Raw genomic sequence first — 25,407 nt, 5'->3', positions numbered from 1 at the left:
ACAGGAAGTATTCTATATTTCTAACACCTCTGAATTTTGATCTGAATGCTTTTATTTTGGCATCGAATGATTATTCACATTTTATTGTTTTAATTAATAGGTGTTCATGAATTTCATTTCTGCAGAGGCATTAGTACTTCTGTTGTCAAAATAATTTAATATGGTCTGATAATGATTTGTAATTGTACGAGAGATTGTGCCGAAAGATTTAAATCCAGATTGATCTACTTTTTCATGCCATTTGGCTAGTTCTCCATTGTTTTTTACAGAATTGAGTATTATAGAAAGTTTTTTTAGAGTGAAATTTTAGGGATATATTAAAGATACATATATAGCTCTAGTTCAATATTTTTTCTTGAGGATTACTATTCAGTATAAACAGAAAAACCTTTTTTAAAATTTATTAACCTAGTTAGAATTTTTACGACTTTATAGGCATTGCATTGTCTTATAAGTTAGTATTTTACTGTGTGTAAAAGTATCTGAAGCACTTTGTTGAAGTTTATTATTTATTTTCTAAATCAGTAAGTTAGAACTCTGTTAGTTTCTCTTTTTGTAATTCAGAACTGATTTTAAGTACCTTTTCCATATTTTTTTTTATATAATTTAACATAAGTGTAGTTCCCCTTAATGTATTTCAAATAAATATCCTTGAGGGTTTCTTTGTAAGTTAAAAGCGTTTAATTTTAAACTAAAAACCAGATATACTTAAGATTATATATAAACATTTTTTTTAATATAAATTATTTTAACAAATTTGAAATCTAATTAACTAACTAAATTGTTTATATAAAAAAAAAAATTAGAATGTTTTTTGCCATTTTTATAGCATTAGGCTCCGTTACTCTTACATTTTCTCAGCCTAACACGACTTTATCTTTGGAATAGACAAATGAGCAGGTGACGGATTTAAACGGAATGAGGTGGCGATTTAAAATGATGCTTCCGGGCGAAGGAATTAAAAAAGGACTTCATAAACTTCCTGCAGAAGATATTGAAACGTTAGTATGGAATAATGCTAAAGTTCCTGGTGATGTTTATATCGATTTATGGAAAGCAGGGGTGATTGATGATCTACATTTTGGTCGTAATAGTGTGAAAGCACAATGGGTACAACAATATGAGTGGTGGTATGCACTACAATTTAGTGTTACTGAAGGAGTAGAAAACCAAATGGTTGATATTGTTTTTGAAAGTGTAGATTATGGTTGCGAAGTATGGTTAAACGGTCATTATTTAGGGAAACATGAAGGTGTTTTTTCTAAATTTTCATTCAATGTGAACGAATATTTGAGAATTCACAAATGGGATTTCCTTAAAGAACGAAATATGTTGGTGGTAAAACTTGATACGCCACCGCAGGTAAATGCTTTTGTAGCTGGTAAAAAAACACCTTGGTTTGGTGACTATTGGAGGGATATTACGCCAATCGGTATTGTAGGGCCCGTAAAAATGGTTCGTACTGGTAACGTTCCTTTTACGGATGTATATGCACATACAAAACTAAATAAAAATGGTTCTGCTGATGTAAATATGGAAATAACGGTTGAAAATACGACCAATCAGCCTAAAGAAATTACTTTTGAAGGTTCTCTAAATGGGTAAAACTTCAAAATGAGCGAAATGAGATTTGATTTTAAAAGGACGATTGCACAGGGGACTCATAAAGTGAGCCAAAATGTATATATAAAAGACCCTAAATTATGGTGGCCTTGGGATCTTGGAGATCAAAACTTATACCAATCGAAAATTTCGATTAAAGATGGAAAAATAAATCAAGATGTAAAAGAGACAACATTTGGAATACGTGAAGTGACCTCCAAATGGAATCCAGGTTTCAAGAAAGATGTTGATGTTACATTCCCGCGTTCTACGTATATCAATGGTAAATTCCACTTTATTCGTTCAGCTTGTTGGGGAGGTCCACCAAATATTTTTGTAGGACGAACAGAAATGAGCGATTATAGAGAATTGATTCGTTTGGCCAAAGAAATGAATATGAATAACATTCGTGTTTTTGGATGGCATCCTCCTGAAGTTCCAGAATTTTATCAATATTGTGATGAAATGGGAATGACCGTTTGGCAAGATATGATTTCGTTAGGTACAGGGAATATTCCATCTGATGAGAAAAACTTAGCTGAAATCTTTAACGAAGGTGTAAAAGTTGTTATTGACCGTAGAAACCATCCTTTATTAATCATGATGGAAGGTGGAGAAGAAATGATGTTTAGAACTCGTGATCCTAAATTTGGTCGTGATTTCCTAGAGCGTTAGGGAGATTCATATCAAGCACATGTAGATTTACCTTTCGTTCCAGATTCTCCAATGACCGATCCAGTAGGACAAGCAGCTGGTTTCAAACCAAAAGAAGCGATTCATGCCTTAAGATATTTTTACGATATGGGAGAATGGTTGCATGAAGATTGGTTGCAAACAAAAGCCAATGGTTTTCCTATCGTACCAGAATTTGCAATCACTTCGGTTCCTTCGGTTGAAAGTTTGAAGAAATTTATTACAGAAAATGAAATGTGGCCACCAGGATTGAGTTGGGGACACCATTGGGCCGATTTGACTCGTTTACGCATGCAAAACTGGGATGTATTTGGTAGCGAAATGAAAGGTTCCCTAGAAGAATTTGTTAATGCTACTCAAGATGCACAAGGAATTATTTTCCAAAATGGAATTGAGCATTTCCGTCGTGTTAAACCTAGTTTAAGTGGGATTGCACTTTGTCATTACATTACTTATGGACCAGATATGAAATGGGCAATTGTAGATAATTATCGCAAACCTAAAAATTCGTACTATTTTGTCAAAAAGCCTATCAACCACTTTTAGTGAATTTAGAATTCAAAAAACGCCGTTGGGATAAAAACGAAGCTTTCAAAGGAAATATCTGGATTATTGATGACTTCTACAAGTCATACAAAGATTGTAAAGTGAAATTTGAAGTGAAAGATGATTCTGGAAACATCGTTTTAAACAAGAATTTCTCTGTAAATACAATTGATGAAAACAGTGCTAAATCTTTTTTCTCTATAGATGAAAAAATATTAAAAACAGTAAAGTCTAAGTTTTCTGTGAATTTAGAATTAACAGACAAAGATGGAAAAGTAATTTCAAAAAACGATTACTTTTTCTTAATTGGTGATCAAGATGCTGCTTCCAAAGGCTTTAAAGAATGGAAAATAGAAAGATTGGAACTAGAAAATAAAAATGGAGGATATGGTTCATATTACCATTACTTCAAAGAATTAGATAGTGAAGAAAATGTGCGTTACGAAAGTGGAACACAAACTCCAAAAGCAAAAGGGTTTTAGTATCTATTAGATTAGATTTCAAAAAGAGGTTTTACCGCATGATAAAGCCTCTTTTTTTTATAATAGTTTTACCGTTTGGATTATAATTACTTATTTTTATTCAAAAAAACACAATGTACATTTCTATCCGTTTTATAATTCCACTTATCGTTTCGATCGTATTGTTGTCTTGTCAATCGACTTTACCACTAAGTGTAAAAAGTCTAAATCCGCTTCCTCAAGAAAATGATACTACTTTTGTAAATCTAAAAGATTATAGTGCCGATTTTATTTACAATATGAAATATGCTACGGAGGACAATTTTTTGAAAGCGAAAGTCTATGATTGTGCCGAATGTTTTTTACGGTTAAAAACCGTCAAAGCCTTGGTTATAGTCAACAAAGAATTTATGAAAAAAGGCTATCACATTCAGTTGTTTGATTGCTACCGCCCTTTGGATATTCAAAAAAAAATGTGGGCTATTGTTTCCAATGCGCAATATGTGGCCAATCCCGCCAAAGGGAGCATTCACAATAGAGGAGGAGCAGTGGATATTACACTCGTGGATAAAAACGGAAAAGAGTTGGATATGGGAACGCCTTTTGATCATTTTGGTGTCGAAGCCAGTCACAATTACGAAAAGATAACCGACGAAGTAAAACAAAACAGAGCCTTACTTAAAAGTATCATGACCGCCAAATACTTCAATTCCTTTGATTCGGAATGGTGGCATTATAATTTAAAATCAGCCTTGACCGACAAAGTTTCCAATGAAAAATGGGATTGCGAAGGGAAGTAAATTGTTTTTTTTAAGCACCTTAAAATAGAATAAAGAAAATTTGGGCGTGCCCCTCCGTAAAAAACTCCGGGTCAGGCTCCCGACGCTTCGGGATGCTACAATCTTTTTTGGGGCAGAAAAAGCCCCAAAAAAGGATTTTCGCTGCTATCCTTCACGCAAACTACACATGCTATTGGAGACCAATTAATTTATCAGTTCATTTCAATCTCCGCCCAAATCGGAATATGATCCGAGATAGAACGAGCTTCTTGTAAAGAGTTGAATTTTTTATAAAAAAACAAAACACCAGCGTTTTTAATGACCACTTTATTCGAATTGTAAAATAGGTTGTCATACTCAGATGCCAAACATTCGTCCAAAATACAATCTCTTTTCAAAGACGTTTTTTGGTTGGTAAGAATAGGAGCGTACCCCATTTTTCGCAACGGATTAAAAACCGTATGCGACTGCGGACAATTGAAATCCCCCGTAAAAATTAAGTTCAGTGTTGGGTATTCGGCAGGTAAAAATTTGAAGTATTTGATTTCTGTTTCTGGTTGTTTGCTTTTGGTAATCGCATGAAAATTCACCAATGTAAAGGTCTTGTTTTCTGCCTCAAAAGTGCAATAAAAAGGTTCACGATCGATTTCCAAATGGTATTTCTTTTCGAGCCAAGCCGAACCTAATTTTTTCACTTTATTGGTTTTCCAAATAAAAGCATAACGTTCCGTTTTATAAGCGCTACTCGAAGTGGGTTCGCTTATGGTATAATCCCAATGATTTCCTTTTCTGTTCAGTTCATCGGCTAGTTTCGCTACCGCTTGCGAACCTCCATAACCCGCTACCACTTCCTGAATCGCAATAATATCAAAGTCTTTTATAGTATTCGCCATAAAAGTGATTTCGCTATCCGATTTGGATTTGCCCAAGTTTTCTATGTTCCAAGACAGGAGTTTGGTTTGAGCGGATAAAACAGTAGAATAGGAGAGAAGAAAAAGTATAATTCCTAGAATTTGTGTTTTGTAATTATTCAAAAGTGATTTCATTATGTATTATGATGTGATTTTAAGCAGGTTTCTATTTTTGCTTTTTTGGATTTAATACAATAGTACTCAATAAGCCAATAGAAACAACTACATCAACAATATTCCAAATGGTTCTTCCTAATGCTATTTTTATAAATGGTTGAAAAAGAAGTGCCAAGGCTATGTAAATAAAAACTTCATTTTTGTTTTTTTGTGAGGAGGCTGAGTATGCTAAGTAGCTAAATCCAAACATGGCTGCAAACCGAACGAATTGAAAATAGCCGTAGGGTAAGGGAAGGAGGCAGCCGAGTAGGATTATAAAGAGGGTTAGTTTTATTAATTTGTCCATAATAATTGCTTAATAACAATGGCCAGTTGTACCGAGGCCATTGTCAGCTTTTGATAATTTAGGCTTCAATAGGTTCAGGAAACATCATTGAAGCTAGTACTGAAATCGATAAAACACTAGCAATAACAATCAATGAGTATACAGAGTCAATATGATAAAAAGGAGAAATAATCATTTTGACACCTATAAATGATAGAATTAATGCTAATCCATATTGCAATTTACCAAATAAGTGGATAAAATTATCTAATAAGAAAAATAAGGCTCTAAGTCCCAAAATTGCAAAGATATTAGATGTATATAGAATAAACGGGTCGCTAGAAATGGCGAAAATTGCTGGTATTGAATCTACTGCAAAAAGCAAATCAGTGAATTCAATTACAGCTACAACAACTAATAATGGAGTTGCTAATTTTTTACTATTTTGAATTGTAAAAAACTTATCGTCATCATACTTATCACTAACATTGAAAATTCTTCGTATCATTTTAGCGCCCCTAGTATCATTGTAATCTTCATTATCGTCTTCGTCGCCAGCTGACCAGGATTTAATTCCTGCATATACTAGAAACAAACCAAACAAGGTCATAATTATATTTATGTTGTAAGTAAATCCAGAAACTCCAAAGTAGCCTAATATTTTATTTAAATATGTCAATTCTATTAAGAAAGCCCCCGAGAATATAAAAATTGCTCTTAAAACTAATGCTCCTATAATTCCATAAAACAAGACTTTATGTTTGTTTTTATTAGCTACATCAAAGAATTTAAAGACTAAGATAAATACAAATAAATTATCAACTGATAGAGCCTTTTCAATCCAGTAAGCTGATTGAAATTCATAAAATTTTGTAGGTCCCGCATAATAGTATACTAAACCACTAAATAACATGGACAATGATATCCATACTAGAGACCAAGAAATAGCTTCTTTATTTGAAACTTCGTGACTTTTTTTACTAAATAAGCCTAGATCTAATAATAGCATTATAATAATAGCTACTGCAAATACTGCAATCAAGCCGGGATGTTCTGAGAAAATGGGATGTTGATTCATTAGTTGAATTTATTATTTTATTTATTATTATGAGTGATAAATATTTTATCACTTTTAATCTTTTTACTCCAGTATTAATTAAGATAAATTGATAACAAATCTATTATATCTGCTTTGAAATTAATTATATTTAAATCGAATACAAGTATATTTAGCTGTGGATTGAAGGCTGAATACGAACCAATTGTTAATGATTAATAAAAAATAATAATTTTAATTTTTGGGACAAATAACTAAAATAATTCAAAGAGCTTCTTTTTTTCAAACGGACCTACAGTAAATGTTGATACGTTACTGATTTTTTTTTGATCTAAATTAATCAATAAGGAGTATCTGTTTTTGCAGATACTCCTTTATTAAGTGATTTATTAACCTCTAATTATAAATTCTGCTCTTCGGTTTTCGCCCTGAGTTGCATATTTTGTTGAAATACCTTTTCCTTCATAGGAAACTTTTTCAGCAATGATTCCTTTCGAAACAATATAATTAAAAATAGCTTTTGCTCTTTTAACAGAAAGTTTTTGGTTCACAATCGCATCTCCAATGTTGTCAGTATATGCAATTATTGAAATCTTTAATTCTGGATTTTTCCTTAATACATTTACTAAATTATCAAGTTCAACATTTGAAGAAGTATAGTTTGCTACACCAAAAGGAAATTGATAGATATTATAATATTCTCCATTTTTATATGGTAAATCATTTGAAGAATTTCCACTGTTTGAATTTGCTCCGATTGCAGAAGTTTCATTCGTTTGTGGTAGAACCGTTTTTGCATTATTCGAGGGTGATTTTGCTTCAGAATTTCTATTTCTGAGGTTATCATCACTTGGAATACTTTCATTAGAGCCTTTAGAACTGTCTTTTACTTCACCTGTAGCATTAGATAATCCTTCCTCATCAGGAAACGATTTAATTGGAGAAATAGATGTAGCCTCATTTGTAATATTCTTAGAGTCTTTTGAAGCTAATAAGAAATACCCACTAGCACCACCTATTAAGATTAAGCCAGCCAATACAAACAACCATTTTTTTGATTTCCCAGGTTTTTCGATTATTGGTTCAGAATAAGTTCCAGCTGCTTCAATATTATTTTTTGATAAATCAAATTTTCCCTTTGATTCTTCACTTTTATTTAAGTTGAATGCCATTGTATAAATTTTAAGTTAATTATGTATACATATCTACAAGTGTTTGCAAACCTCCGTCATGTGCTCTGCCCATGGCTTCAAACTCCCATGTATTTCCAACTCGGAATAAACGACCAAATTCAACGGCATCTTCATTAATGAATTGCTTAGCTAAATCATAACGTACAATTTCCTCTCCAGTTTGTTCATTTATTATCCTAATATAACAGTCATCGACCATCCCAAAGTTTTGAGCTAATGTCCTTTTATCTTTTTTATTATCATGTGGATATTTACAAATTGAAGCACAGATGATTATTTGCTCAATATCAGAGTTTACTTTTGACAAATCAAAAATCATATCTTCATCATCATTTCCATCACTTCTTCTTCCGTCGGGGTCATCAATAGCACCCAAAATCGATTTATCCGCAGTAATTGGTCTAGAAAAACCTTTTTCTGTTTCATCTTCGATGCAATTTCCCATGCGAACTTGACCATAAAAAACAAAATAAGTGTCAGATGGGATTTTATAGTTGCTATTAATTGCAAATGCAGAAACATCTAAATCAAAATCAGGTCCATTTGGCTCTTCATTTGGATTCCAACCCATTCCTATACGTGCAATTGATAAACCTGGTGCTGACTTGCTAAGAGAAAATCTTTCACCTTTACTTAAATTAAAACTACTCATAATTATTTATATTAAATTTATTACTAACAATACAAATTTACAGTTGCCTCAAGCCCTCCTGCAAATGCCTGACCCATTGCTTCAAACTCCCAATCTGTCCCTTTTCTATAGAGGCGTCCGATAATTAGTGAGTCACAACCAGAAAAACTCTCACTTAATTCATACTGACAAATAATCGAATTATTAGCACTATTATAAATACGAACACTCGGTTTACTTACAGTATCAAAATTAAAACCCTCATCCATATTATGTATTGTAATTGTAACGATCATTTGAACACATAATGGGCTTACTTGTGAAAGATTTATATCTATTGTCTCATCGTCACCATCACCAGCTCCCGTTCTGTTATCACCATTGTGTGTAATAGAATTGTCTTCACTAATAAGGTTATTAAAAAAAACAAAATATCCATCAGCAGGAACTTTTCCGTTTTCGCCAAGCATGAAAACTGAAGCATCGCAATCGGGTGATTTTCCATTAATTTGTACATCATCCCAACTTAAACCAACTCTAACTTTACTTAGTGAAGGAGCTGATTTTGTTAGGTTAATTGTTTTTTTCTTTTCTAGATTTATCATAATATTTTTTTTAAGATTGTTTATGTTTTGACATTGACTTGAAGTACTTTTACTTGTGTTAAAAGCAACCTCTATTTCCAAATGACAATAGGTTGATACTAAATCCCTATTCCCTTATTTGTAACCTTTTTATTTCTTAGGAATTGGTGGAGGTGGTGGAGGTGATTTACTACTTTTAGTAGTCAGTATTAACTTGGGTATATCTGGAAGAGGTGGTAAAGTTGTCTTTTTTTCTGTTTTTATTACAGGTGGTGTTTTTATTCTTGGTGGCACATTTATAATTGGAGGCGTATTTATTATTGTACTTGCACTTACAACTGTTTTAGTACTTTGGCTAGGGGGTGGGATATTAATAATTGGGGTTTTTAAGGCCTTATTTTTTATTGCTACGTATCCCGATTGGCCTATTTTAGAAAAAATTAATTTCATAGCATCATTACTATTTGATGTTTCTACGCCTTTTACATTTGGGTATCTACTTAGTAATTTTTTCAATAAATAAGAAGTATTTATTCCTTTACTACCTAACAGTATAATTGTATTGTTAATGGATACGCTATTTGAGTTTAATATATCATCGATGGCAGCGTACATGATGCTGTCATTTGATGAGTACAATAATCTTTCATTCAAGCTAATTTTATTTACTTCAAAATAATATTGTTTTCCATTAGTTAAAGTTGCATTCCCTTTTATTATTGTAGTACTTTTTTCTAATAACTCAGATGAAATAGAGAGTAGCGTTGCGATTTCATTTTCCTTGTTTAAAGTTAGGTAAGAGTTCTGCGCAAGTATATCTTCAAGAATCATATCTGCTAAAATATTTATCCTTAGATCTGAACCCTGACCTAATAATTTTGAAAAGCCCTGCGCTGGTTCTTTTATATTTTTAAAGAGTTCTAGATATAAATTGTTATCGATGCCATTAAGTAGTAAAACAGACATATTACTGTTTATAACACTATTAATGGTTAATGTTTCTATTAGAGACTCGTTAAAATTAACTCTTTCAACATTATCGTAACCTGCTTCTAAAAACAGATTTTCGATTAAAGATTTTTCGTTTTCTTCTAAATCTGTGTCAAACCAAAAACGTAGGGGGAAATTTTGTCTATAGGATTCAATGGAATCATTTTTAAACAAAATAGCATTGATAAAATGAGATAAATACTGCTCTATTCCATAATAAAGCAATTGTTTAACTGGTTTTGCGTTACCATAAATATTAAAATGTTGCGTTGGGTTTTTTATGATTTCAAAATAATTTCCGAACGCATTTGGGTGGTTAGAATTAAAGCGATCTTTGGCTACAGTATTTCCAAAAATAAAATCATTTCCATTTACATAAAAATATAATGGGATTTCGTTTAAATCATTCAGTATTAATGGTGCATAAGAGTTTCTTTCTGATTGATACCAAAAAGAAACCTTATACTTTGAAATTTTTATTAGTACACAAAATGCCATCTATACTTAAGAATTACGAATTGCTTTCATCAAATGATTTTCAAAAAATTTCATACCTTCTAAAATAATTATAGGTATTACGTAGTCAAATTTCTTCTGATCTTTTTTTCTCTTTTGTGCTTCTATAAATTCTGATTCTCCTTTAATATAATTTACTATATTCATATCAAGAAAGCCAGCCATAAATTCATTTTGGCTCATCTTCAGTCCAAACATTGAAGAGGACACTTTATAAAATAAATCAGCAAAATCCATGAACCTAGGACAAGGTTGCTTACCTTGTGGAGGAAGACAAATAAATGACTCACCTATATTTTCCATCATTTCATTGGTAATGGAATTAGAAGATTCTAGGTATTTGAATTCTCCGGTAGAAGTTACAATACAAAAATTCTCTTCTCCTAAAACTTCAATTGCAGTTTTATTTCTAGGGACTAATATTCTTGTTTGATCTGTTGGAATTGCTAAACCTTTTGACACTTCATATTTTACATCTACATTATTGTCAGATTTTTGTCCGTTGATGTCTATAATTTGTAACGGATTTATGCTTATAGGTCTAATAGTTATTCTTGCTACAGCCTCACCTCCAATACCTCTAATGAACATTTGTGTATAGTAGTCATTTGCGGCTTTTGGATTCACAGCATTGAACCAGTCAAAAATCCTAGCTCCTTTACCTGCAAATGCTATTCTTATTTTGGGCGCAAGAGCTTTAACAGCTGCGGGAGCATCCTCAGATTTAACAATTTCGGTTCTTAATTTCTGCGTTAGCTGGCCTGCGTAAAACATAATCATACCCGTGACGTATAAGTTTACACTCATCATCTCTTTACATTCGGCAGCTATTAGTCTATAAAAATCATCAAAATCAGTCGCATCTAATCTATCTACCACTTGTTCAAAATAATAGGGTGCTGTATTTTCTGTAAATTTATTATTGGGAGTATTTAATCCTTCAATTTTAATTTTTTTCCTTTCACACATTTTCAATAACACCGATTTGAAGTTTGGTGAATACCTAGTTGCATCAGCAACGCGTTGCGCTGCAAATCGGATCGAATTTTGCTTAATCATCGCCTTTCCGCCACTCATTTGACATAATGCAGATATATCTGTAGTACTTCCACCGATATCAAAACAAAGGACTAATTCATCTGGTCCTAATTCTATACCTTTTCCAGGTCTAAGTAAATAATTTGCTACAGCACAAGCTTCAGTTAAAGATTCTTCATTATCTAATTCTTTAAAATCAAAACGGATTGGACTAGTTTCAGTAGCAATATCAACTACTGTACTTACATTTTGCTTCGTATTACTATCACCCCAGCCTGAATCCACTGGCATTAGTATAGACTCTGGTGCAGTACCCCAACTGTTATTGCCGCTATCAGATGGTCCCCAGCTAGAATTTTCCTTATTCCCTTCGCTACTCCAAGAGTTTTCTGAAGAAGTATCACCAAGATCTGAAAGATCTGAAGGAGGAAAGATGACTAATGGCTTGGAGTCACTTATAATTGGGTTAATTTCTTTTAAAGAATCCCAAATACCGCGATAGGTTGATAATAAATCTTTGCCCATTGAGGACGGGTAAGACCATTTTAATGTTTTTGGTTCATGATTTTCTATAAAAAGCTGAGCATAAACATGTAGCAGCAAAGAGCTTAAATATGCCTTTTTATAACTTTTGTCGATACTTTGAGTCGACCATTTCATGTTGTAAACTATTTCAGCTTTTCCAGCTCTATTATAATTTAAAGTATATAAATTGTTTTGAGCACTTTCAATTGGTAGGTTTTTTTCAAAGCAGGGAAATCCTCCTTTTACAATTTGTGAAGCCAAAGAATCAGATGATATATTGTCTTCATTTACCAATCTTCTTGTATCATGGATAGTTAGAACTGATTTTATTGAATTGGTAATTATTTCATCATTTTGAAAAAAGAAAATTTCGTCTTCAACCGCTGGTCTTTCATCATTATTTTTTGCATCATCAGAAAGTAGAGAAACCCTTCTGTTCTTTAATATAAGATTATCGCAAACGGAATTTGTCCCTTCAGAATAATAAGCCACAGATGAATTAGTACTTCCAAAATCTACACCTAATTTAGCTCCAATTAAATTTTTAGTAATAGAAAGCATATTATGTGGTAAAACTGTATTATCAGTAGCATGATATCTTATAATTCCAAAACCACAATCGATACCATTGAATGCAAACTTTATTCCTTTAAAAGGTTGATTACTCTCGTATATTTCGTATTTGTAGGCGTTGTCTGCGATAGCAGGATTTGAACTAACATGCAATTCAAATTTAATATTTTTACTGTTTTTATCAGCAAGTAAAGTCGATTTTCCTTTATCAGCAAGATAAACAGGAACTCCTTTTTCATCTAAAATAATTCTAAAGTAAGGGTCATTAACATCGCCAATGAAAGGAGTTGCCTGAAATTTTATATCATTATGAGGGATCTCCGAATAAAGGAAATATCTATTCCATTGTTTTGAAATAAAGTTCGGCCACATCAATATATCTTTACCTTTGATAGTCTCGTGATTTACATTGTATTTTAATTCTTTTGTTATTAAAGCCCCAGTTTTAGTATACAGATTCAGTTTAACAGTTAATTTTTCACCATCTTTATCATTAGGATCATATATTGCTGTTATTCTTGATTTTACATTCGAATTGTCATCTAAACCAACTAATGCATCAAGCTGCGAACCAAATAAATTTAAGGCTAATGGAGTTAGCGGCAATGTAAAAAAGCTATAGTCGTTTGGCTGGCCTAAGGTTGTTGCTTCTAATAATAGAATTGGTTTTGATTTTAAATAATTTTTTATTTCTGCACCTCCAAATCTTATTCGGGCAATTTCGGTAGTATCAGGTAACAAGAGGTCTTTGGGATCAAATGCAATGCTACCCTCAGTAGCATCACTAGAAATTTGACCGTCTAAACCATACAATTCTGTAGAATAATTAAAAAGAAGGTTAAAAGGATAATGGAAAATTGAACCAACTTCTGGAGGAGTAGGGTTATCTAACCTCGGGTATCCTTTTGTTTCTTGATATTTGATCATGTCAGACATCCAATTTTGGATGCAGCCTGATAAATTGCTGTAATCTGGTTTTAAATACTCTTCTAAACCATTATAGTTGTATCTGAATTTTTCAATATTATTTAGGATATGCTTAGCATATCCATAAATATTTGAAAGTTCTTCAAAGTTTAAATCAGATTGTAAAGGATCTATAAACTTGCCATTAGTAACGTTAATAAAAGGTAGTTTCTCTTTTATTTTATATGATACTGAAGTGAATAGGAATGAATCAGGAGATGTTCCCCCAACTACGTCACCCTTAAACTTAATAACATCTATAAATGGAATTTTGTCGGCATTATTTGATAAGGATTGGTCACACCATAAAGGTTTTCGTTCAAAAAGCACATTGCCAAAAGCACCAATTGGTTCATAAATATTTTCCGTGTCCATTATTGTCTTACCATCAGTGTAAGACAAATGAACTCTCTCTATTTCAAAATCTTTATAGTTTAATGCAATGCAACTTATAAAACCTTTCCATTCACTTATTAATGATTTGTAGAAAAGCATAAGGCCTGTCGCCTCAGCTTTAATATCCGTAACGTTATCCAAGGCATTTCTAAACAAATTGGCTCTAGCGTATACGGTGGGCATACCAGATACAATAGATCCGATATCTACTGATGTATTTCCATCTTTATCAACTGCAATTTCAGGAATAACAATGTTTTTTGTAAAAACCTGTATTTGAGGTATTTTGTCCCAAGCATATTGCACACCACTTGGTTCATCTTTGGTCTGAACTTTTATAGCAAGTGCCTTTATTTGATTATCTGCCATTTTTTTAAATTTATTTTGTTAATTCTGCTTGAGATTCAGTAATGGCATTATAAATGTGTGCCATAAATTTTTCTTTAACAGTCGATACTTTTTGCTCTTCTTTGTAATTTTGTTTTATAAGCTGGTCTTTAACGAAAGTGTCATACCGATCTGACATAATTCTCCCCTTGGGCCAGTGATATTTAGCATCACTAAATAATGTTCCTACATCTAATTTTTTTAATTCACTGGAGGTGTCAGGGAAAGCTTTACTATCAAACATAAATGTTCCTGGAGCAACCGTATTTCTAATCTGATACAGCCAACCTGGAATAAACTTTTCATTTTCAAAAGTGTAGGCAAATTGTTTGAAATAGTTATTTATATCATCACAATCGTCATCAGAAATAGAATTATATTGGGTTAATTTTTGTTGATCGCATCTAGTAATAAAACCTCTTATTCCAGAATCCCCAGTAGAAGCTTTATTTACGGTTAGAGATATATGTGCCAATGAGAAAAAGGCTCCTAATCTATTGGCAAAAGTTTCCCCAGCTTTATTTTCATTACCAACGAAGTCATTAAAAGAAAAATTAAAAGAATTGTTTTTAAATTCGACTGCTTTGTATACATACTCAGCATCTGCAGTTGAATCATCCATTCCTTTTTTACGTGTGAAAAAATCATAAGCTGCACAAGCACTTAGTAGCTCAGTGATATGACATGGGTTTTTTTGATTTGCTCCGCCTGTTTCTGTTTTTTCTTTACCTTCTTCGTCTACTTTTTTACTTACTATGGGCCAACCAATATGGTATAAAGTTTTATAAGTCTTTTTTACCGTAGGGTCACCTTGATAAAATTGTAAAGCGGCTTGACTATTTAAAGGAAAGAATGAAGAATCTGCGATTACACTATCTCGTTTTGTTGATTTTTGATTATTATCAGGTTTCTTAAATGTAAAATATTCAGTTAGTAAAGTTGCTCCAAACTTTACTTTTGAGAAGTCAATATCTGATTTACCTCCGGACCTAATTTTGATAAATTCTTGAAGAGCTTTGGGAATAACTGGTATGGATGATGCGCCAGTGCCTCCAAAAACAGATCCTAAAATAAACACCCTTGCATTAGCTCCTACTTGTTCTAATTTGGACATGAAAGAGTTCAAATCCTTTTCTTCGGGTTGAACATTAACACCTTTAGCGATATTACGTGCTGCTTCGATTATACCATGATACATAAGCATTGAACCCAAGTGAGTTTGGGCACGATAACCATGAGCTAAATCAAATTCTTGCACAGAATCAGTATCCAAAAATAAATCAGATATAAGTTTGTTTTTTTGCTGCTGCTCAGGTACACCTGTGGATATTTTTGATAGATTTTTATAATTTTCTCTACCAGATCCTGCGTAATTTGTCCAATATCTATGCAGGTTTAATTTTGCTGAAAAAAATGTATTGGCATTAGGTGTGCCTCCTTCATTTGAGCCAAAAGTTTTCACTCGATTATATAGTCGAATGAGTTCTTCAGCTTTAGCTTTATTACCATTAGTTTGGTCAGTATCTAAAGTAAGAACTTCAATTTCCTGATTGTCGAACATCCCAATACCGCATAAGTGGGTAAATGATTCTAGGCAACGCATTCCTGTGCCCCCAATAGCTATAACAAATAATTTATCTTGACTCATTTTTTTCTTTTTTTAATATTAAAACCAGTTTCCTACTTTACCGTTTATAAAAATTTTACTTAGTATAAACCCGGCAATAATGTATATAAAGAAACCTACAACTGTTGCAATAGGTAGCACAGCCATATATTCATCAAATTGCATTTGTTTACTCTCTGCATTTGGAGCCAACACTAGCCATCCAATAGTATAACAAACTATAGGATTAATTATAGCCATAATCCAAAACCACATTTTTCTTTTACCAGGGTCAGTTGGATTGCTACCTCCTTCAAACTTGATAGAATTTGAGATAAATGCTGCTAGAAGTATCATTGCTCCTGCAAAAATTGCTGAAATAAAGTATGCTGTCATAATGTTAAAATTTATTGTTTTTTTTGATTAATTACTTGTCGAGGTAGTATTTCCAAATTTTATGAAATAAGAATATAATATTTTGCTTTTTGGATTTACTTTTGGATCTTGAAGAGTGTTTCGTATAGCTTCTGATAGAGAAGTATTAATATTTCCCCTTACAGTACTGGAAGTCCATTGAAAATCATTTAATTGGGGATTTGTATCATTGAAAGTAACATCTTCAATTATGTAATCAATTCTAATTAATGCATCCTCTTTTTTAAAATTATCTTTTTTATAATTCTTATGAAAGATCAATTTTAGCTCGATTTTTTTTGGATCGTTTTTTAAATGACTATTGAATATTCCACTATCAACATCAAATACTTCAGACCATTCATTAGCAGTTGAATCCTTTGATTTGTAAAGGTAGTTGGGTACAATTGTTTTCTCGTTAGGTTGGTAGCATTCAACAGTAATTGGGTCATTTTTTGATTTTTCATCCCAAACCAAATCCTTTTTGTCATTTTTGGTAAGAACTGGAATATGATTTTTAGCTTTGTTGCAACGGGCATATTTTTCAAAATCATCGGAAACATCATAAACCTTTACAGCTATCTTTTTTAATTTATAAGAAGATTGATCAGATGCATTCAATAGTAATTTATTCATAAAAAGTCCTTTTTCTTTTTGAATTATATTTTGAACATATTTATCTAAACCATCATCCCAATTATTTTCTACACCGATTACTTCATAAGGTAAATTCTTATCTGCAGATGCATTTAAAATAGTTGTTGCCACTTGTGATAAAGTGTTATTAGCTATTCCGGTTTTATCTTTACCTCCATAGTCATTTGAAATAGTATATGGACTATTATTTAATTCAAATATCTTAGTTGTTACCCTTCCTTTTAAAGCATTTCTTATTTGTGAAACCATACTTGTTTCTGTTGCCTTCCCGTGAGTAAACACTGTATAATAGAGATGTTTTGAAGTAGTAATTCCAGATTTTTTGTTTATTTCCGAGTAATCAGTATAGAAAAATGTAATTGAATTTCCCTTTGCCAACCAATTTGTAAAATATTCTTTAGGATAATTCTCGAATTGCTCTTTGCCATCACCTGTATATTCTTCAAAATCGGTAATTAATAATGCATCATTATTTGAAGATGTTATTTTTTGCAGAGCACCCTTAATTGGAGCCATTATATCTTTATATTCTTTGGGATCTGTAACTTTATTGTAAATTTGATTACTTGCTAAATCAAGCTTTGTAATTTTTGAGTTTCCCAAAGCAAACCACTCTATATCTGGACTAACAAGTTTGTTTGTAATTGCTTGAATGATAATAGCATTTGAAGGATTATTATTATAGGCCTGAATCAATCCGTCTGAAAAGTCTACAAACACAGCTGTATTACCCGTTTTAGGATTAGCTTCTCCTCCTAATGAAGCACCATAATATCCCTCAATATGTTTTTCAATCTCGTTTAGAGGCTTATATTTTGACCAAGCACTTGAATCTTCTTTTTTACAACAACCTTGTAGACAAAATAAAGTGACTATTGGTAAGCTGATTTTTATGAAATTTTTCATGGTTATTATTAAAATTATTTATTATTTGAAGTTGTGTCAGATACGATTTCATTTGCAAAAGATGATGCTTGATCCAAAATATCATTTAAACCTTGTTTAATATTCAATATCTCTGATTTGATTTTTAGCGCCTGATATTTCCCTATTAATACATTTGTCGTATTTATTTCCGCATCAGTCATGGTCTCTCTAAATTCAGGATATTTTATTTCGACATAAGCATAATATTCTTTATCTGAATCTGCCCATTCTTTTTTATTGTAATTTTTACTATTCAATTCAACATCGTTAACAAATGATTCAAAGCTGTTCAAAAAATTATCTTTCTTGAAAGATTGACATGATGAAAGGCTTAAAATAAAAAGCAAACAAATCAATTTTGATCTTAATTTTATAATTAGCTTCTTCTGTAAATTAATACCCATAATATTTTATTTATGCTCAAATTTTAAATAACACTCTCCTTTATACTCATAGGTTCTTTTAATCTTACAAAATTGTATAGGTGCTTTTAAGTCGTTCTTCATAAAAGAAATATAATTGTATAAAGTGCGCTCAGAAACTTCCAGTCTTTGACTAAGTTCACCAGGAGTACCAGTTAAACTGCTCTTTATGCAATTGTGTATTCTTATAATGATTCTAATATCCATTTAGATTACAATTATACTGTTCGTTACTGCAACTAGAATGCAGTGATCAGAATTGGTTTGCGAAAATTATTTAATTCACTAGCATTCAATTTGATCATCACTGAAATTTTTTTACTAGAATTAATTTTGTTTAGAAACATAGGGTGTGTATTTGCTGAAAAGTGCCTCTGTTTTATTATTCTCCAAACCTACCCCCATAAATATTCATTCCCTTACGGGAAACCGTAATCACAAAAACTAAATACCAGAAAAACCAGAAAGCTTCCACTTTTGAAGCTTTTATAAATGAAGTTTTATGAACTTCATTTAAGTAAAAGGATTTGAAATCGTGAATAGGTAGGTAATTAATTTTTTTGTGAATGAATTATAAAATTTACTTGTTTGGAACTGGAGGGGAAATAGAAGTTTCTATGATTGAAGCATTAATTTTACCTTTTCTTCCTTCACAGTTTATTAATATAACAGTAGAAAATACTAAAGCAGTTATGACAACTAGATTTTTAAAAATTCTCATTTTATTTTGTTTTTAAGGATATAAGCTCGTCTTCATTTTAATATGACGACTTGATTTTTGGTAAAATTACCTTCATAAAAAACGATTTCCTTACGGTAAACCGTAACCACAGTAAAAAAATGTGAAAAAGTTAATTTTGGGAATTGTTTTCTGTGTTAATCATTGACTTAAGTGTTGAGCGTATGCGGGAAATACCTTTTAGGTGATAGATTTAAGCTATTTGATTAACATTTTTTGATGTCAGAGGGGATTTTAGGAAACCAATACACTTATTTATGCTAAACAAATAATGAAATGTTTTGTCAATTTGCTCTTTCATGTACGATTTAAAAATCGTTGTTATAAATTCAAAATCGTTTAGCTGAATGCTGTTTTGCGTGAGGGATAAAAGAGGAAAGCCCACAAACAAGTGTAGCGATAGCGGAACTTGTTGAGGACTTGTAACGTTTAGCCCGACCCGCTTTTTTTGGCGGGGCACGCCCAAAATACTTAAGCTATCTTAAATTAACTTAGGGTATAAACAACAAAAAGCTCCCCGAAGGAAGCTTTTGTATGGCAATTATAAACGGAAATTTATATGACGCCTAAATCTTTGGCAATGGCTACTAGATGGGTGGCGTTGTTGGCCTTAAAGTATATTTTGAGTTTATTGATGTGTTTCTCGATGGAGCTCTTGCTATTTGGAGTGATGCCTTCTTGTTTTAAAACGGCTTCCATACCTTCTTGGCTGATGCCCAAAGAGAGTTTTTTGAGGAGTACAATATCGTATTGGTTGATTTCGCTGGTGGTTTTGTCTTGCATGAGGTATAACAATTCAGGCGAAATGTTATCGGGTTCATTGTTAAAAGTTTTTTGAACTGCTACTTTAAGATCATAAATAGTATTGCGACCTTTTAGTACATAGCCATCGATATTGAGATCATCAAAAAGTCCTTTTATTTTATGTGGACGATCTTCGATAGAAAATGCAATTATTTTAATCTCTGGAAAGAGTTCTTTGACTGCTTGAATCAATTCCTCACCTGAGTTTAGTTTGTTGACTTGATGATCTGCCTTGAAAGACAAATCGGAGATGAGCAATTGAAACGGATTATTATCTTGATGTGCTTTTTTTATTTTCAGCAAGGCTTCGTCACAATATTTGGCATATTGTACTTCGAGTACCTCTAATTCGTTTAGAATTTGGGCGGCACCTACATCATTGAAATCAATATCATCTGCAATTAAAACTTTTGTAAACATAAAACAGTATTAGTTAGGAATTATAATTTTAGCCTTAAATCCTTTATGGGTTTGTGTGTCAAAAGTAAGAAGTCCATTGATAGCATGAATACGGTTTTCCGCATTTTGCAAACCATTTTTCAAAATTAATTTTTCGGAGAAGCCAATCCCGTTGTCTGAATAGTCTATTAACAGGCTGTTTTGGTTGGAATCGAAGCCAATTACAACAAAATTTGCTTGGCTATATTTTTTCATATTTACCATCAATTCTTGTAAAACTCTTTGAATTGCGATTTTTTTATTGTCCTCTATTTGGGACCAATCGATAGGGTTTTGGGTTTTTATGATAACTTCAACCGTATTTGATTTGTAGCTATTGAGCATTTGTTTTAAATTAAAAACAAAGTTTTCGCCGGTATCAATTGGACTATTCTCTTTGGAAATATTTCGGGTTCGCTTGTAAATTTTATCCAAATTATCCAATAAGGTTTCTTTCTTGAGTGGATTTTGTAAATCCTGAGTTTCGGCAAAAGTCATGGCATAGAAAACATCATTAGCGAGTTCATCATGAAGTTTTTTGGAAATACGAGTTTCCGTAGAGTAACTTGCTTGTAAGCGTGCTTGTTTGTTTTTATTTTTGAAATAATGCACCAAAAATATAATGGTAATGAGTAGTAGCAGGAAGCCAAATCCAAATAAATAAGTTTGATTTTTTTTGGTTTGAAGTTGAAGTGCAATCTCGGATCTTTCTTCTTTGTATTTGATGTTTTCTAATGTGGCTTTACTCGCGTCGTATTTGATTTTGGCAAATTGATTTTTGGCATTATTGCGCACTTTTTTGATACTGTCATTTAGGTTTACAAATAATTGTGCAGAAGAATTTTGTCCTTTTTGGGGATTATTTAGCATTAAGAATGAAAGCGCTTGTAGCTGTTCATCTATACTTTTAGTTTGAGTCGCTTTTTGGTATGCTAAGACAGCATTTTTATTTGACTTTTGAGAATCAATATCCTGATAATAATCGGCTAAATGCAAATAACTGGAGATGTTTCCGTAGGAATCGTTGGTTTGAACACGAATGGCTAATGCTTTGTTCATCAAAGACAATCCTTTTTTTGATTCACCATTTTTAGAGTATGCAAAACCTAAATTATCCATCAGAATAGCTTTTGTTTTGGGATGGCTGTCTAGTATATCAGTTTGTAAACTAGGTTCTAATAGTAGTATGGCTTGGGAATATTTTTTTTGTTCAATATAAACAGAAGCAATGTTATTCAATGGTATAACTTTCAAATGCTCCTGTTGTATCTTATTTAAAACAATTTTATAATAAATAATAGCGTCTTCATAATTTTTCAATTCTTTGGAAGTAATTCCTAATAGGTTATGAATGGCTAGTAGGTATTCGGGCTTATCTTTTGAATAGTCTAAAGCTTCAGTAAGTGTTTCTTCACAACTAGTGTAATCGCCAAATATTTGCTGAATTTTAGCCAGTTTTATTAAGTTGTAAGCGGTGAAGGTACTGTCTTTTTCTTCTTTAAAAAGTTCTTTGGATTTATTGTAATTAAAAAAAGCACTATCAAATTTTGCTGTTTTAAAGTAGGAGTCAGCCGATGCTGATAATTTTGCAGCAAGTTGGTATTTTGCGCTAGGAGAAAAGTTTTTTTCTATAGTTTTTGCCTCCTTTTGACAACAGACAAAAGGCAACAGAAATAAAAATAAGAAAAGTATAATAATCGGGGAACGTTGCATTAGCTGTAACTTTCCCCGAAAATAATAATAATTTTAGACTATGTGTCTATATTGTTTTTCTTTTTGGAGGATAAATAATAATATCACCATCTCCAGGACCATCGTTTGCTATAAATAGGACACTAATACAGCTCTCTTTTTCGACATGTTTTTCATTGTTTTTGGAGGTTAGTATTGGTTTTAAAGTTGTTGTTGTACTCAATACAACATTTGATGCATTAACTAAGCTTGACACGGATAAAACGGCAATAAAAAATAATTTTCTCATGATTTTAAGTTTAAAAATTGGACATAGGTTGGGCCGTTCGATAATGAGAATCGAATAATTTTCAAGGCCTAACGGTATTGATTACTAGTTTTTTGGGAAGTGAAGTGCGCTGGTACAGAGCGGTTTTATTATACTTCCCGGAATAATAATTCAGTTCTGTATAGCAACACTTTTTTAGAAGTTGTTTTGTACATTTGTTCTTATCGCGAAATAGAACAGCAACAAATTCTGATGCAAAGAACAGCAGGTTTTGAAGTGATAATAGCAGGGAATTCCTAAGATTCCTAGAATTCCTTTGGATTCCTGAAAATTCCGATTCGCTTATGAAATGAACATGGTCTAGATTTGGTCGCAAACACTAATAATGAAATGCGAATTCGATATTCCTATAAAAAAATATTATCTACGCATGAAAAAAAACACTTTAGAGGATTATAAAAAAGCCATAAAAGTTCAATATGAGCTTGAGAAATATGGGAATTATTCTACTTTCTTATTTAATCCGTCACGTGCCAAATTGAGGAATTTGTGTTTTGAATTGTTTAAGGACAATTCCAAGAAGGATGATTTAATGAGTTTTGCCTCTTTCTGCGGCTTTGAGTTTAGTCCTACGTCTTTCAATAAATTAAAGGATTTGACGGATAAATTTAGACCTATAGAGACTTTCTTGAAAGGGGAGACCGATTTAGTAGATATGGAAGCAGTGAATATTACCGCAATTTTGGTAGGTTTTGAACCAAGACCTTATTTAAAATTTTCTAAAGCAGAAAATCATTTGAGGAGTGAAAATCAAATAGAAAGTGATGGTCTTGTAAATAATGAAATAAAAAATCAGGAAAAGAATGTTATTGAGGTACTAAAGGCTGCGTCAAGTGTAGAGCTAAATGGGAATAGGTTTTTTTATAAACAAATAAGTATTGCTGTACTGATCACTTTTGTAATTTGTGGTGTGGGATTTTTTCTTTTGCCAAAAGAGAAGTGTATGCAGTGGCAGAATGACCATTATGAAATGGTAACTTGTGAAGAGAATAAAGTGGGGGTATTGAATTTATATTCTAAAATACCTTTAGATGAGAATATGCTCAATTTTAGAAAAATTCAAGTTTGCGATAGCACGACTTTTTTTAAACATAATAAGCCGATAGTGTGGTATTGCAAAAAAGGAAATGAATTGGAATTTTATAATAATCCTGGATATCATCCAGAAAATGATAAACCATTGAAACCCATAACACAGTATATGATTAACAAATATGTTATGGGAAAAAACTAGAAGTGAATGAATTATACTTTTGTGTAAAGCCGTATTTTAATTCAGAATAAAGATTTTATTTATCCTAAAATTAAGGATTGCAGGTCTATATAAAGTCTTAGTCAATACATTTTAAGTAATCCATAAAATAAGTTTCAGGGAAATAAACTTTTTGGTTCATCTCTGAAGTAATTTCTTTTTTAACTATAAAATCATCTGTACTGGTTAAGAATTTAATTCGCATCAAATTTACAGGTGAACTTTTAAGTTCTTCGATTGCTCCTTTAACAAACATAAAGGTTCCCATTGTCACTCTGTTATCAAATCCTTCGTCGTTTCTGATTAATGATCCGCAACTTTCTTTGTTAACATGTAAAAGTGTGACGATTTTTCCGTTTTGTAATTGTAAATATAATTTGGAACTTTTATCAAAACAATTTGCAGATAAAAATTCTTTACTTTTTTGAATCAACTGTACATTCAAAGCAGGAAATCCATCATTAGAAACCAAAGAACAAAAGATGTATTCCGATTTTCCAGCGAAGTTTTTCTCAGAGACTAAATATTCTTTTGTTAATTTATAGACTCCTAAAGAATCTTTTACATTAGCACTGTATTCACAATCTTTTTGGGAAAAAACGGGAAAGCTTGCGATTAATAAAAAGGCGAGGATGGTATTTTTCATGGTTATGGTTATTGTGTTTTGTTGCAAATTAAAACTATTTTATCGTTATTTTCAATGGTTGTAAAAAAACAATAGGTATCTCCTCCATCTTTTATTTTCCATTTCTTCCGAATATTCTCTACCGTTTCTGGAAAATTTCGGGTGGTAATATTGGCTTTGGTGTTTTCTAATGTCGCTTTTAGTTCTCCTTTGTTATAAGGTATGATTTTATGGATCTCAAATACACGACCCGGGAAGTCAATGCGTTCTTCTGAAGTATATAAATGGGAGTGCTTGTGAAGTTTTTCTAAATTAAAATGCAATGCGACTTCATCAAATCCACCTGATTTCATGACAGCACTGTTAGGCTCATAAATATATTTTTTTGGAGTTCCAAAAAGAGGTGAATTTGTATTTTCTCCCAAAATAAATTCAAACGTTTCTGTTTTATCTTTGATGAGATTAACCGTTTTTATAGAAATATCGCCTTGGTAGTCTTTATGTATTTCCCACAACAATTCTTTTACCTCATTCTCCAATGCAATAATATGAATAGTTTTTACATTTTTTAATTCGGATAAAGCTGAGCTTATGTCTAGCAAAGGTGCTGTTTTAATCAGGATTTTGTCAGAATGGGTGAAATAAAAATCCAAGTTTTCAGGAACATTCGGTAAACAATCTTGAAGCATAAAAACTTTGCCTTTGGCATCATTTCGTCTCGAAGGATCAATGTATATCCAATCCCATTTTTGGTGGAGATCTATCAATGTTTCTCTACTATCTCCTATATAACATTGAATGTTTGAAACCTTTAGTTGCTCCAAATTGTGTTTGACAAGGTTTGAAAGTTCTTCATTGATTTCACAATGAACTACTTTTTTTATTTTTTTAGCAAAATAAAAATCATCAACGCCATAACCTCCAGTCAAATCGATGAGACTTTCTCCGGATATTAAACTCGATTTGTAATACGCTGTCTTTTCAGAGGATGTTTGCTCTACCGAAATTTTAGTAGGGTAGAGGATGTCTTTCGTTTGAAACCAAGTTGGTAATTTGTCCTTAGCTTTTGATTTTGCTTCCATTTGTTTTAAAATGTCAATCCATTCTATTTCTGGAAATGGATTCTTTTGCAACGCTAATTTAGACAAAGAAACACCAATGTTTTGGTTTATAAAATGCTGAATTTTAGGTGCTAAAATAGAGGTATTCAAAG

At 32.0% G+C, this 25,407-nt stretch carries 26 protein-coding genes; 7 read left to right on the top strand and 19 right to left on the bottom strand.

Annotation, left to right across the window (positions count from 1 at the left end; translation table 11 throughout):
- Positions 1 to 93: 93 nt before the first annotated feature.
- Positions 94 to 279, bottom strand: coding sequence for a transposase (locus tag ABZP37_RS13470; protein ID WP_366187540.1), 186 nt, complete (start codon positions 277 to 279; stop codon positions 94 to 96).
- Positions 280 to 918: 639 nt separating this feature from the next.
- On the opposite strand from ABZP37_RS13470, the gene ABZP37_RS13465 reads away from it, so the two are divergent.
- The 5 genes from ABZP37_RS13465 to ABZP37_RS13445 all read left to right on the top strand — a co-directional run bounded on the left by ABZP37_RS13465 (position 919) and on the right by ABZP37_RS13445 (position 4,102).
- Complete coding sequence (locus tag ABZP37_RS13465; protein ID WP_366183632.1) at positions 919 to 1,605, top strand: sugar-binding domain-containing protein; 687 nt, start codon at positions 919 to 921, stop codon at positions 1,603 to 1,605.
- An 18-nt stretch (positions 1,606 to 1,623) separates the two neighbouring features.
- Complete coding sequence (locus ABZP37_RS13460) at positions 1,624 to 2,277, top strand: hypothetical protein (protein ID WP_366183631.1); 654 nt, start codon at positions 1,624 to 1,626, stop codon at positions 2,275 to 2,277.
- A 51-nt stretch (positions 2,278 to 2,328) separates the two neighbouring features.
- The gene (locus ABZP37_RS13455; RefSeq protein ID WP_366183630.1) at positions 2,329 to 2,841 is read left to right on the top strand and encodes a hypothetical protein; all 513 of its coding nucleotides are present in this window, start codon (positions 2,329 to 2,331) and stop codon (positions 2,839 to 2,841) included.
- Positions 2,841 to 3,323, top strand: coding sequence for a hypothetical protein (locus ABZP37_RS13450; protein WP_366183629.1), 483 nt, complete (start codon positions 2,841 to 2,843; stop codon positions 3,321 to 3,323). The genes ABZP37_RS13455 and ABZP37_RS13450 overlap by 1 nt, the downstream gene beginning before the upstream one ends.
- 113 nt (positions 3,324 to 3,436) lie before the next feature.
- Positions 3,437 to 4,102 (top strand): M15 family metallopeptidase, encoded by a 666-nt coding sequence (locus ABZP37_RS13445; RefSeq protein ID WP_366183628.1) that lies wholly within the window; start codon positions 3,437 to 3,439, stop codon positions 4,100 to 4,102.
- 191 nt (positions 4,103 to 4,293) lie between these two features.
- On the opposite strand, the gene ABZP37_RS13440 is transcribed toward ABZP37_RS13445, so the two are convergent.
- The 13 genes from ABZP37_RS13440 to ABZP37_RS13380 all read right to left on the bottom strand — a co-directional run bounded on the left by ABZP37_RS13440 (position 4,294) and on the right by ABZP37_RS13380 (position 18,523).
- The gene (locus ABZP37_RS13440) at positions 4,294 to 5,127 is read right to left on the bottom strand and encodes an endonuclease/exonuclease/phosphatase family protein (RefSeq protein WP_366183627.1); all 834 of its coding nucleotides are present in this window, start codon (positions 5,125 to 5,127) and stop codon (positions 4,294 to 4,296) included.
- A gap of 31 nt (positions 5,128 to 5,158) precedes the next feature.
- Positions 5,159 to 5,455, bottom strand: a complete 297-nt coding sequence (locus tag ABZP37_RS13435; RefSeq protein ID WP_366183626.1) for a DUF6804 family protein — start codon at positions 5,453 to 5,455, stop codon at positions 5,159 to 5,161.
- Positions 5,456 to 5,513: 58 nt separating this feature from the next.
- On the bottom strand, positions 5,514 to 6,512 hold the full coding sequence (locus tag ABZP37_RS13430) for a hypothetical protein (protein ID WP_366183625.1): 999 nt from the start codon (positions 6,510 to 6,512) through the stop codon (positions 5,514 to 5,516).
- A gap of 368 nt (positions 6,513 to 6,880) precedes the next feature.
- A complete protein-coding gene (locus tag ABZP37_RS13425; protein ID WP_366183624.1) occupies positions 6,881 to 7,663 on the bottom strand; it encodes an OmpA family protein in 783 nt (260 codons plus the stop codon).
- A 19-nt stretch (positions 7,664 to 7,682) separates the two neighbouring features.
- A complete protein-coding gene (locus ABZP37_RS13420; protein WP_366183623.1) occupies positions 7,683 to 8,336 on the bottom strand; it encodes a TerD family protein in 654 nt (217 codons plus the stop codon).
- A 23-nt stretch (positions 8,337 to 8,359) separates the two neighbouring features.
- Positions 8,360 to 8,920, bottom strand: a complete 561-nt coding sequence (locus ABZP37_RS13415) for a TerD family protein (RefSeq protein ID WP_366183622.1) — start codon at positions 8,918 to 8,920, stop codon at positions 8,360 to 8,362.
- A gap of 129 nt (positions 8,921 to 9,049) precedes the next feature.
- Positions 9,050 to 10,387, bottom strand: coding sequence for a hypothetical protein (locus tag ABZP37_RS13410; RefSeq protein ID WP_366183621.1), 1,338 nt, complete (start codon positions 10,385 to 10,387; stop codon positions 9,050 to 9,052).
- 6 nt (positions 10,388 to 10,393) lie between these two features.
- Positions 10,394 to 14,272 (bottom strand): hypothetical protein, encoded by a 3,879-nt coding sequence (locus tag ABZP37_RS13405; protein WP_366183620.1) that lies wholly within the window; start codon positions 14,270 to 14,272, stop codon positions 10,394 to 10,396.
- A gap of 10 nt (positions 14,273 to 14,282) precedes the next feature.
- On the bottom strand, positions 14,283 to 15,938 hold the full coding sequence (locus tag ABZP37_RS13400) for a hypothetical protein (RefSeq protein ID WP_366183619.1): 1,656 nt from the start codon (positions 15,936 to 15,938) through the stop codon (positions 14,283 to 14,285).
- Between the two features lie 18 nt (positions 15,939 to 15,956).
- Complete coding sequence (locus ABZP37_RS13395) at positions 15,957 to 16,292, bottom strand: hypothetical protein (RefSeq protein ID WP_366183618.1); 336 nt, start codon at positions 16,290 to 16,292, stop codon at positions 15,957 to 15,959.
- 27 nt (positions 16,293 to 16,319) lie between these two features.
- Entirely contained in the window at positions 16,320 to 17,873 is a 1,554-nt protein-coding gene (locus ABZP37_RS13390) for a hypothetical protein (RefSeq protein WP_366183616.1), read from the bottom strand.
- A 14-nt stretch (positions 17,874 to 17,887) separates the two neighbouring features.
- Positions 17,888 to 18,241 carry a DUF6565 domain-containing protein gene (locus tag ABZP37_RS13385; protein WP_366183615.1) on the bottom strand — a complete coding sequence of 118 codons (354 nt, stop codon included), beginning with the start codon at positions 18,239 to 18,241 and terminating at the stop codon, positions 17,888 to 17,890.
- A gap of 63 nt (positions 18,242 to 18,304) precedes the next feature.
- Complete coding sequence (locus ABZP37_RS13380; RefSeq protein WP_366183614.1) at positions 18,305 to 18,523, bottom strand: HTH domain-containing protein; 219 nt, start codon at positions 18,521 to 18,523, stop codon at positions 18,305 to 18,307.
- A gap of 359 nt (positions 18,524 to 18,882) precedes the next feature.
- On the opposite strand from ABZP37_RS13380, the gene ABZP37_RS13375 reads away from it, so the two are divergent.
- Positions 18,883 to 19,053, top strand: a complete 171-nt coding sequence (locus ABZP37_RS13375; RefSeq protein ID WP_366183613.1) for a hypothetical protein — start codon at positions 18,883 to 18,885, stop codon at positions 19,051 to 19,053.
- Positions 19,054 to 19,610: 557 nt separating this feature from the next.
- On the opposite strand, the gene ABZP37_RS13370 is transcribed toward ABZP37_RS13375, so the two are convergent.
- From ABZP37_RS13370 to ABZP37_RS13360, 3 genes are read right to left on the bottom strand one after another with little or no spacing between them, the layout of a single operon-like run.
- Entirely contained in the window at positions 19,611 to 20,279 is a 669-nt protein-coding gene (locus ABZP37_RS13370) for a response regulator (protein WP_366183612.1), read from the bottom strand.
- A 9-nt stretch (positions 20,280 to 20,288) separates the two neighbouring features.
- A complete protein-coding gene (locus ABZP37_RS13365; RefSeq protein WP_366183611.1) occupies positions 20,289 to 22,010 on the bottom strand; it encodes a hypothetical protein in 1,722 nt (573 codons plus the stop codon).
- Positions 22,011 to 22,056: 46 nt separating this feature from the next.
- Positions 22,057 to 22,278, bottom strand: coding sequence for a hypothetical protein (locus ABZP37_RS13360; protein ID WP_366183610.1), 222 nt, complete (start codon positions 22,276 to 22,278; stop codon positions 22,057 to 22,059).
- Between the two features lie 409 nt (positions 22,279 to 22,687).
- Here ABZP37_RS13360 and ABZP37_RS13355 point away from each other — a divergent pair, with 409 nt between their 5' ends.
- Positions 22,688 to 23,551 carry a hypothetical protein gene (locus ABZP37_RS13355; RefSeq protein WP_366183609.1) on the top strand — a complete coding sequence of 288 codons (864 nt, stop codon included), beginning with the start codon at positions 22,688 to 22,690 and terminating at the stop codon, positions 23,549 to 23,551.
- Positions 23,552 to 23,648: 97 nt separating this feature from the next.
- On the opposite strand, the gene ABZP37_RS13350 is transcribed toward ABZP37_RS13355, so the two are convergent.
- Complete coding sequence (locus ABZP37_RS13350) at positions 23,649 to 24,215, bottom strand: hypothetical protein (protein ID WP_366183608.1); 567 nt, start codon at positions 24,213 to 24,215, stop codon at positions 23,649 to 23,651.
- An 8-nt stretch (positions 24,216 to 24,223) separates the two neighbouring features.
- Positions 24,224 to 25,405 carry a class I SAM-dependent methyltransferase gene (locus ABZP37_RS13345; RefSeq protein WP_366183607.1) on the bottom strand — a complete coding sequence of 394 codons (1,182 nt, stop codon included), beginning with the start codon at positions 25,403 to 25,405 and terminating at the stop codon, positions 24,224 to 24,226.
- Positions 25,406 to 25,407 lie beyond the last annotated feature (2 nt).

This window comes from Flavobacterium ovatum (assembly GCF_040703125.1).
In the GTDB taxonomy this organism is placed as follows: domain Bacteria; phylum Bacteroidota; class Bacteroidia; order Flavobacteriales; family Flavobacteriaceae; genus Flavobacterium; species Flavobacterium ovatum.
The sequence above is the reverse complement of the archived record's forward strand: the minus strand, read 5'-3'. Positions and strand labels throughout refer to the sequence as shown.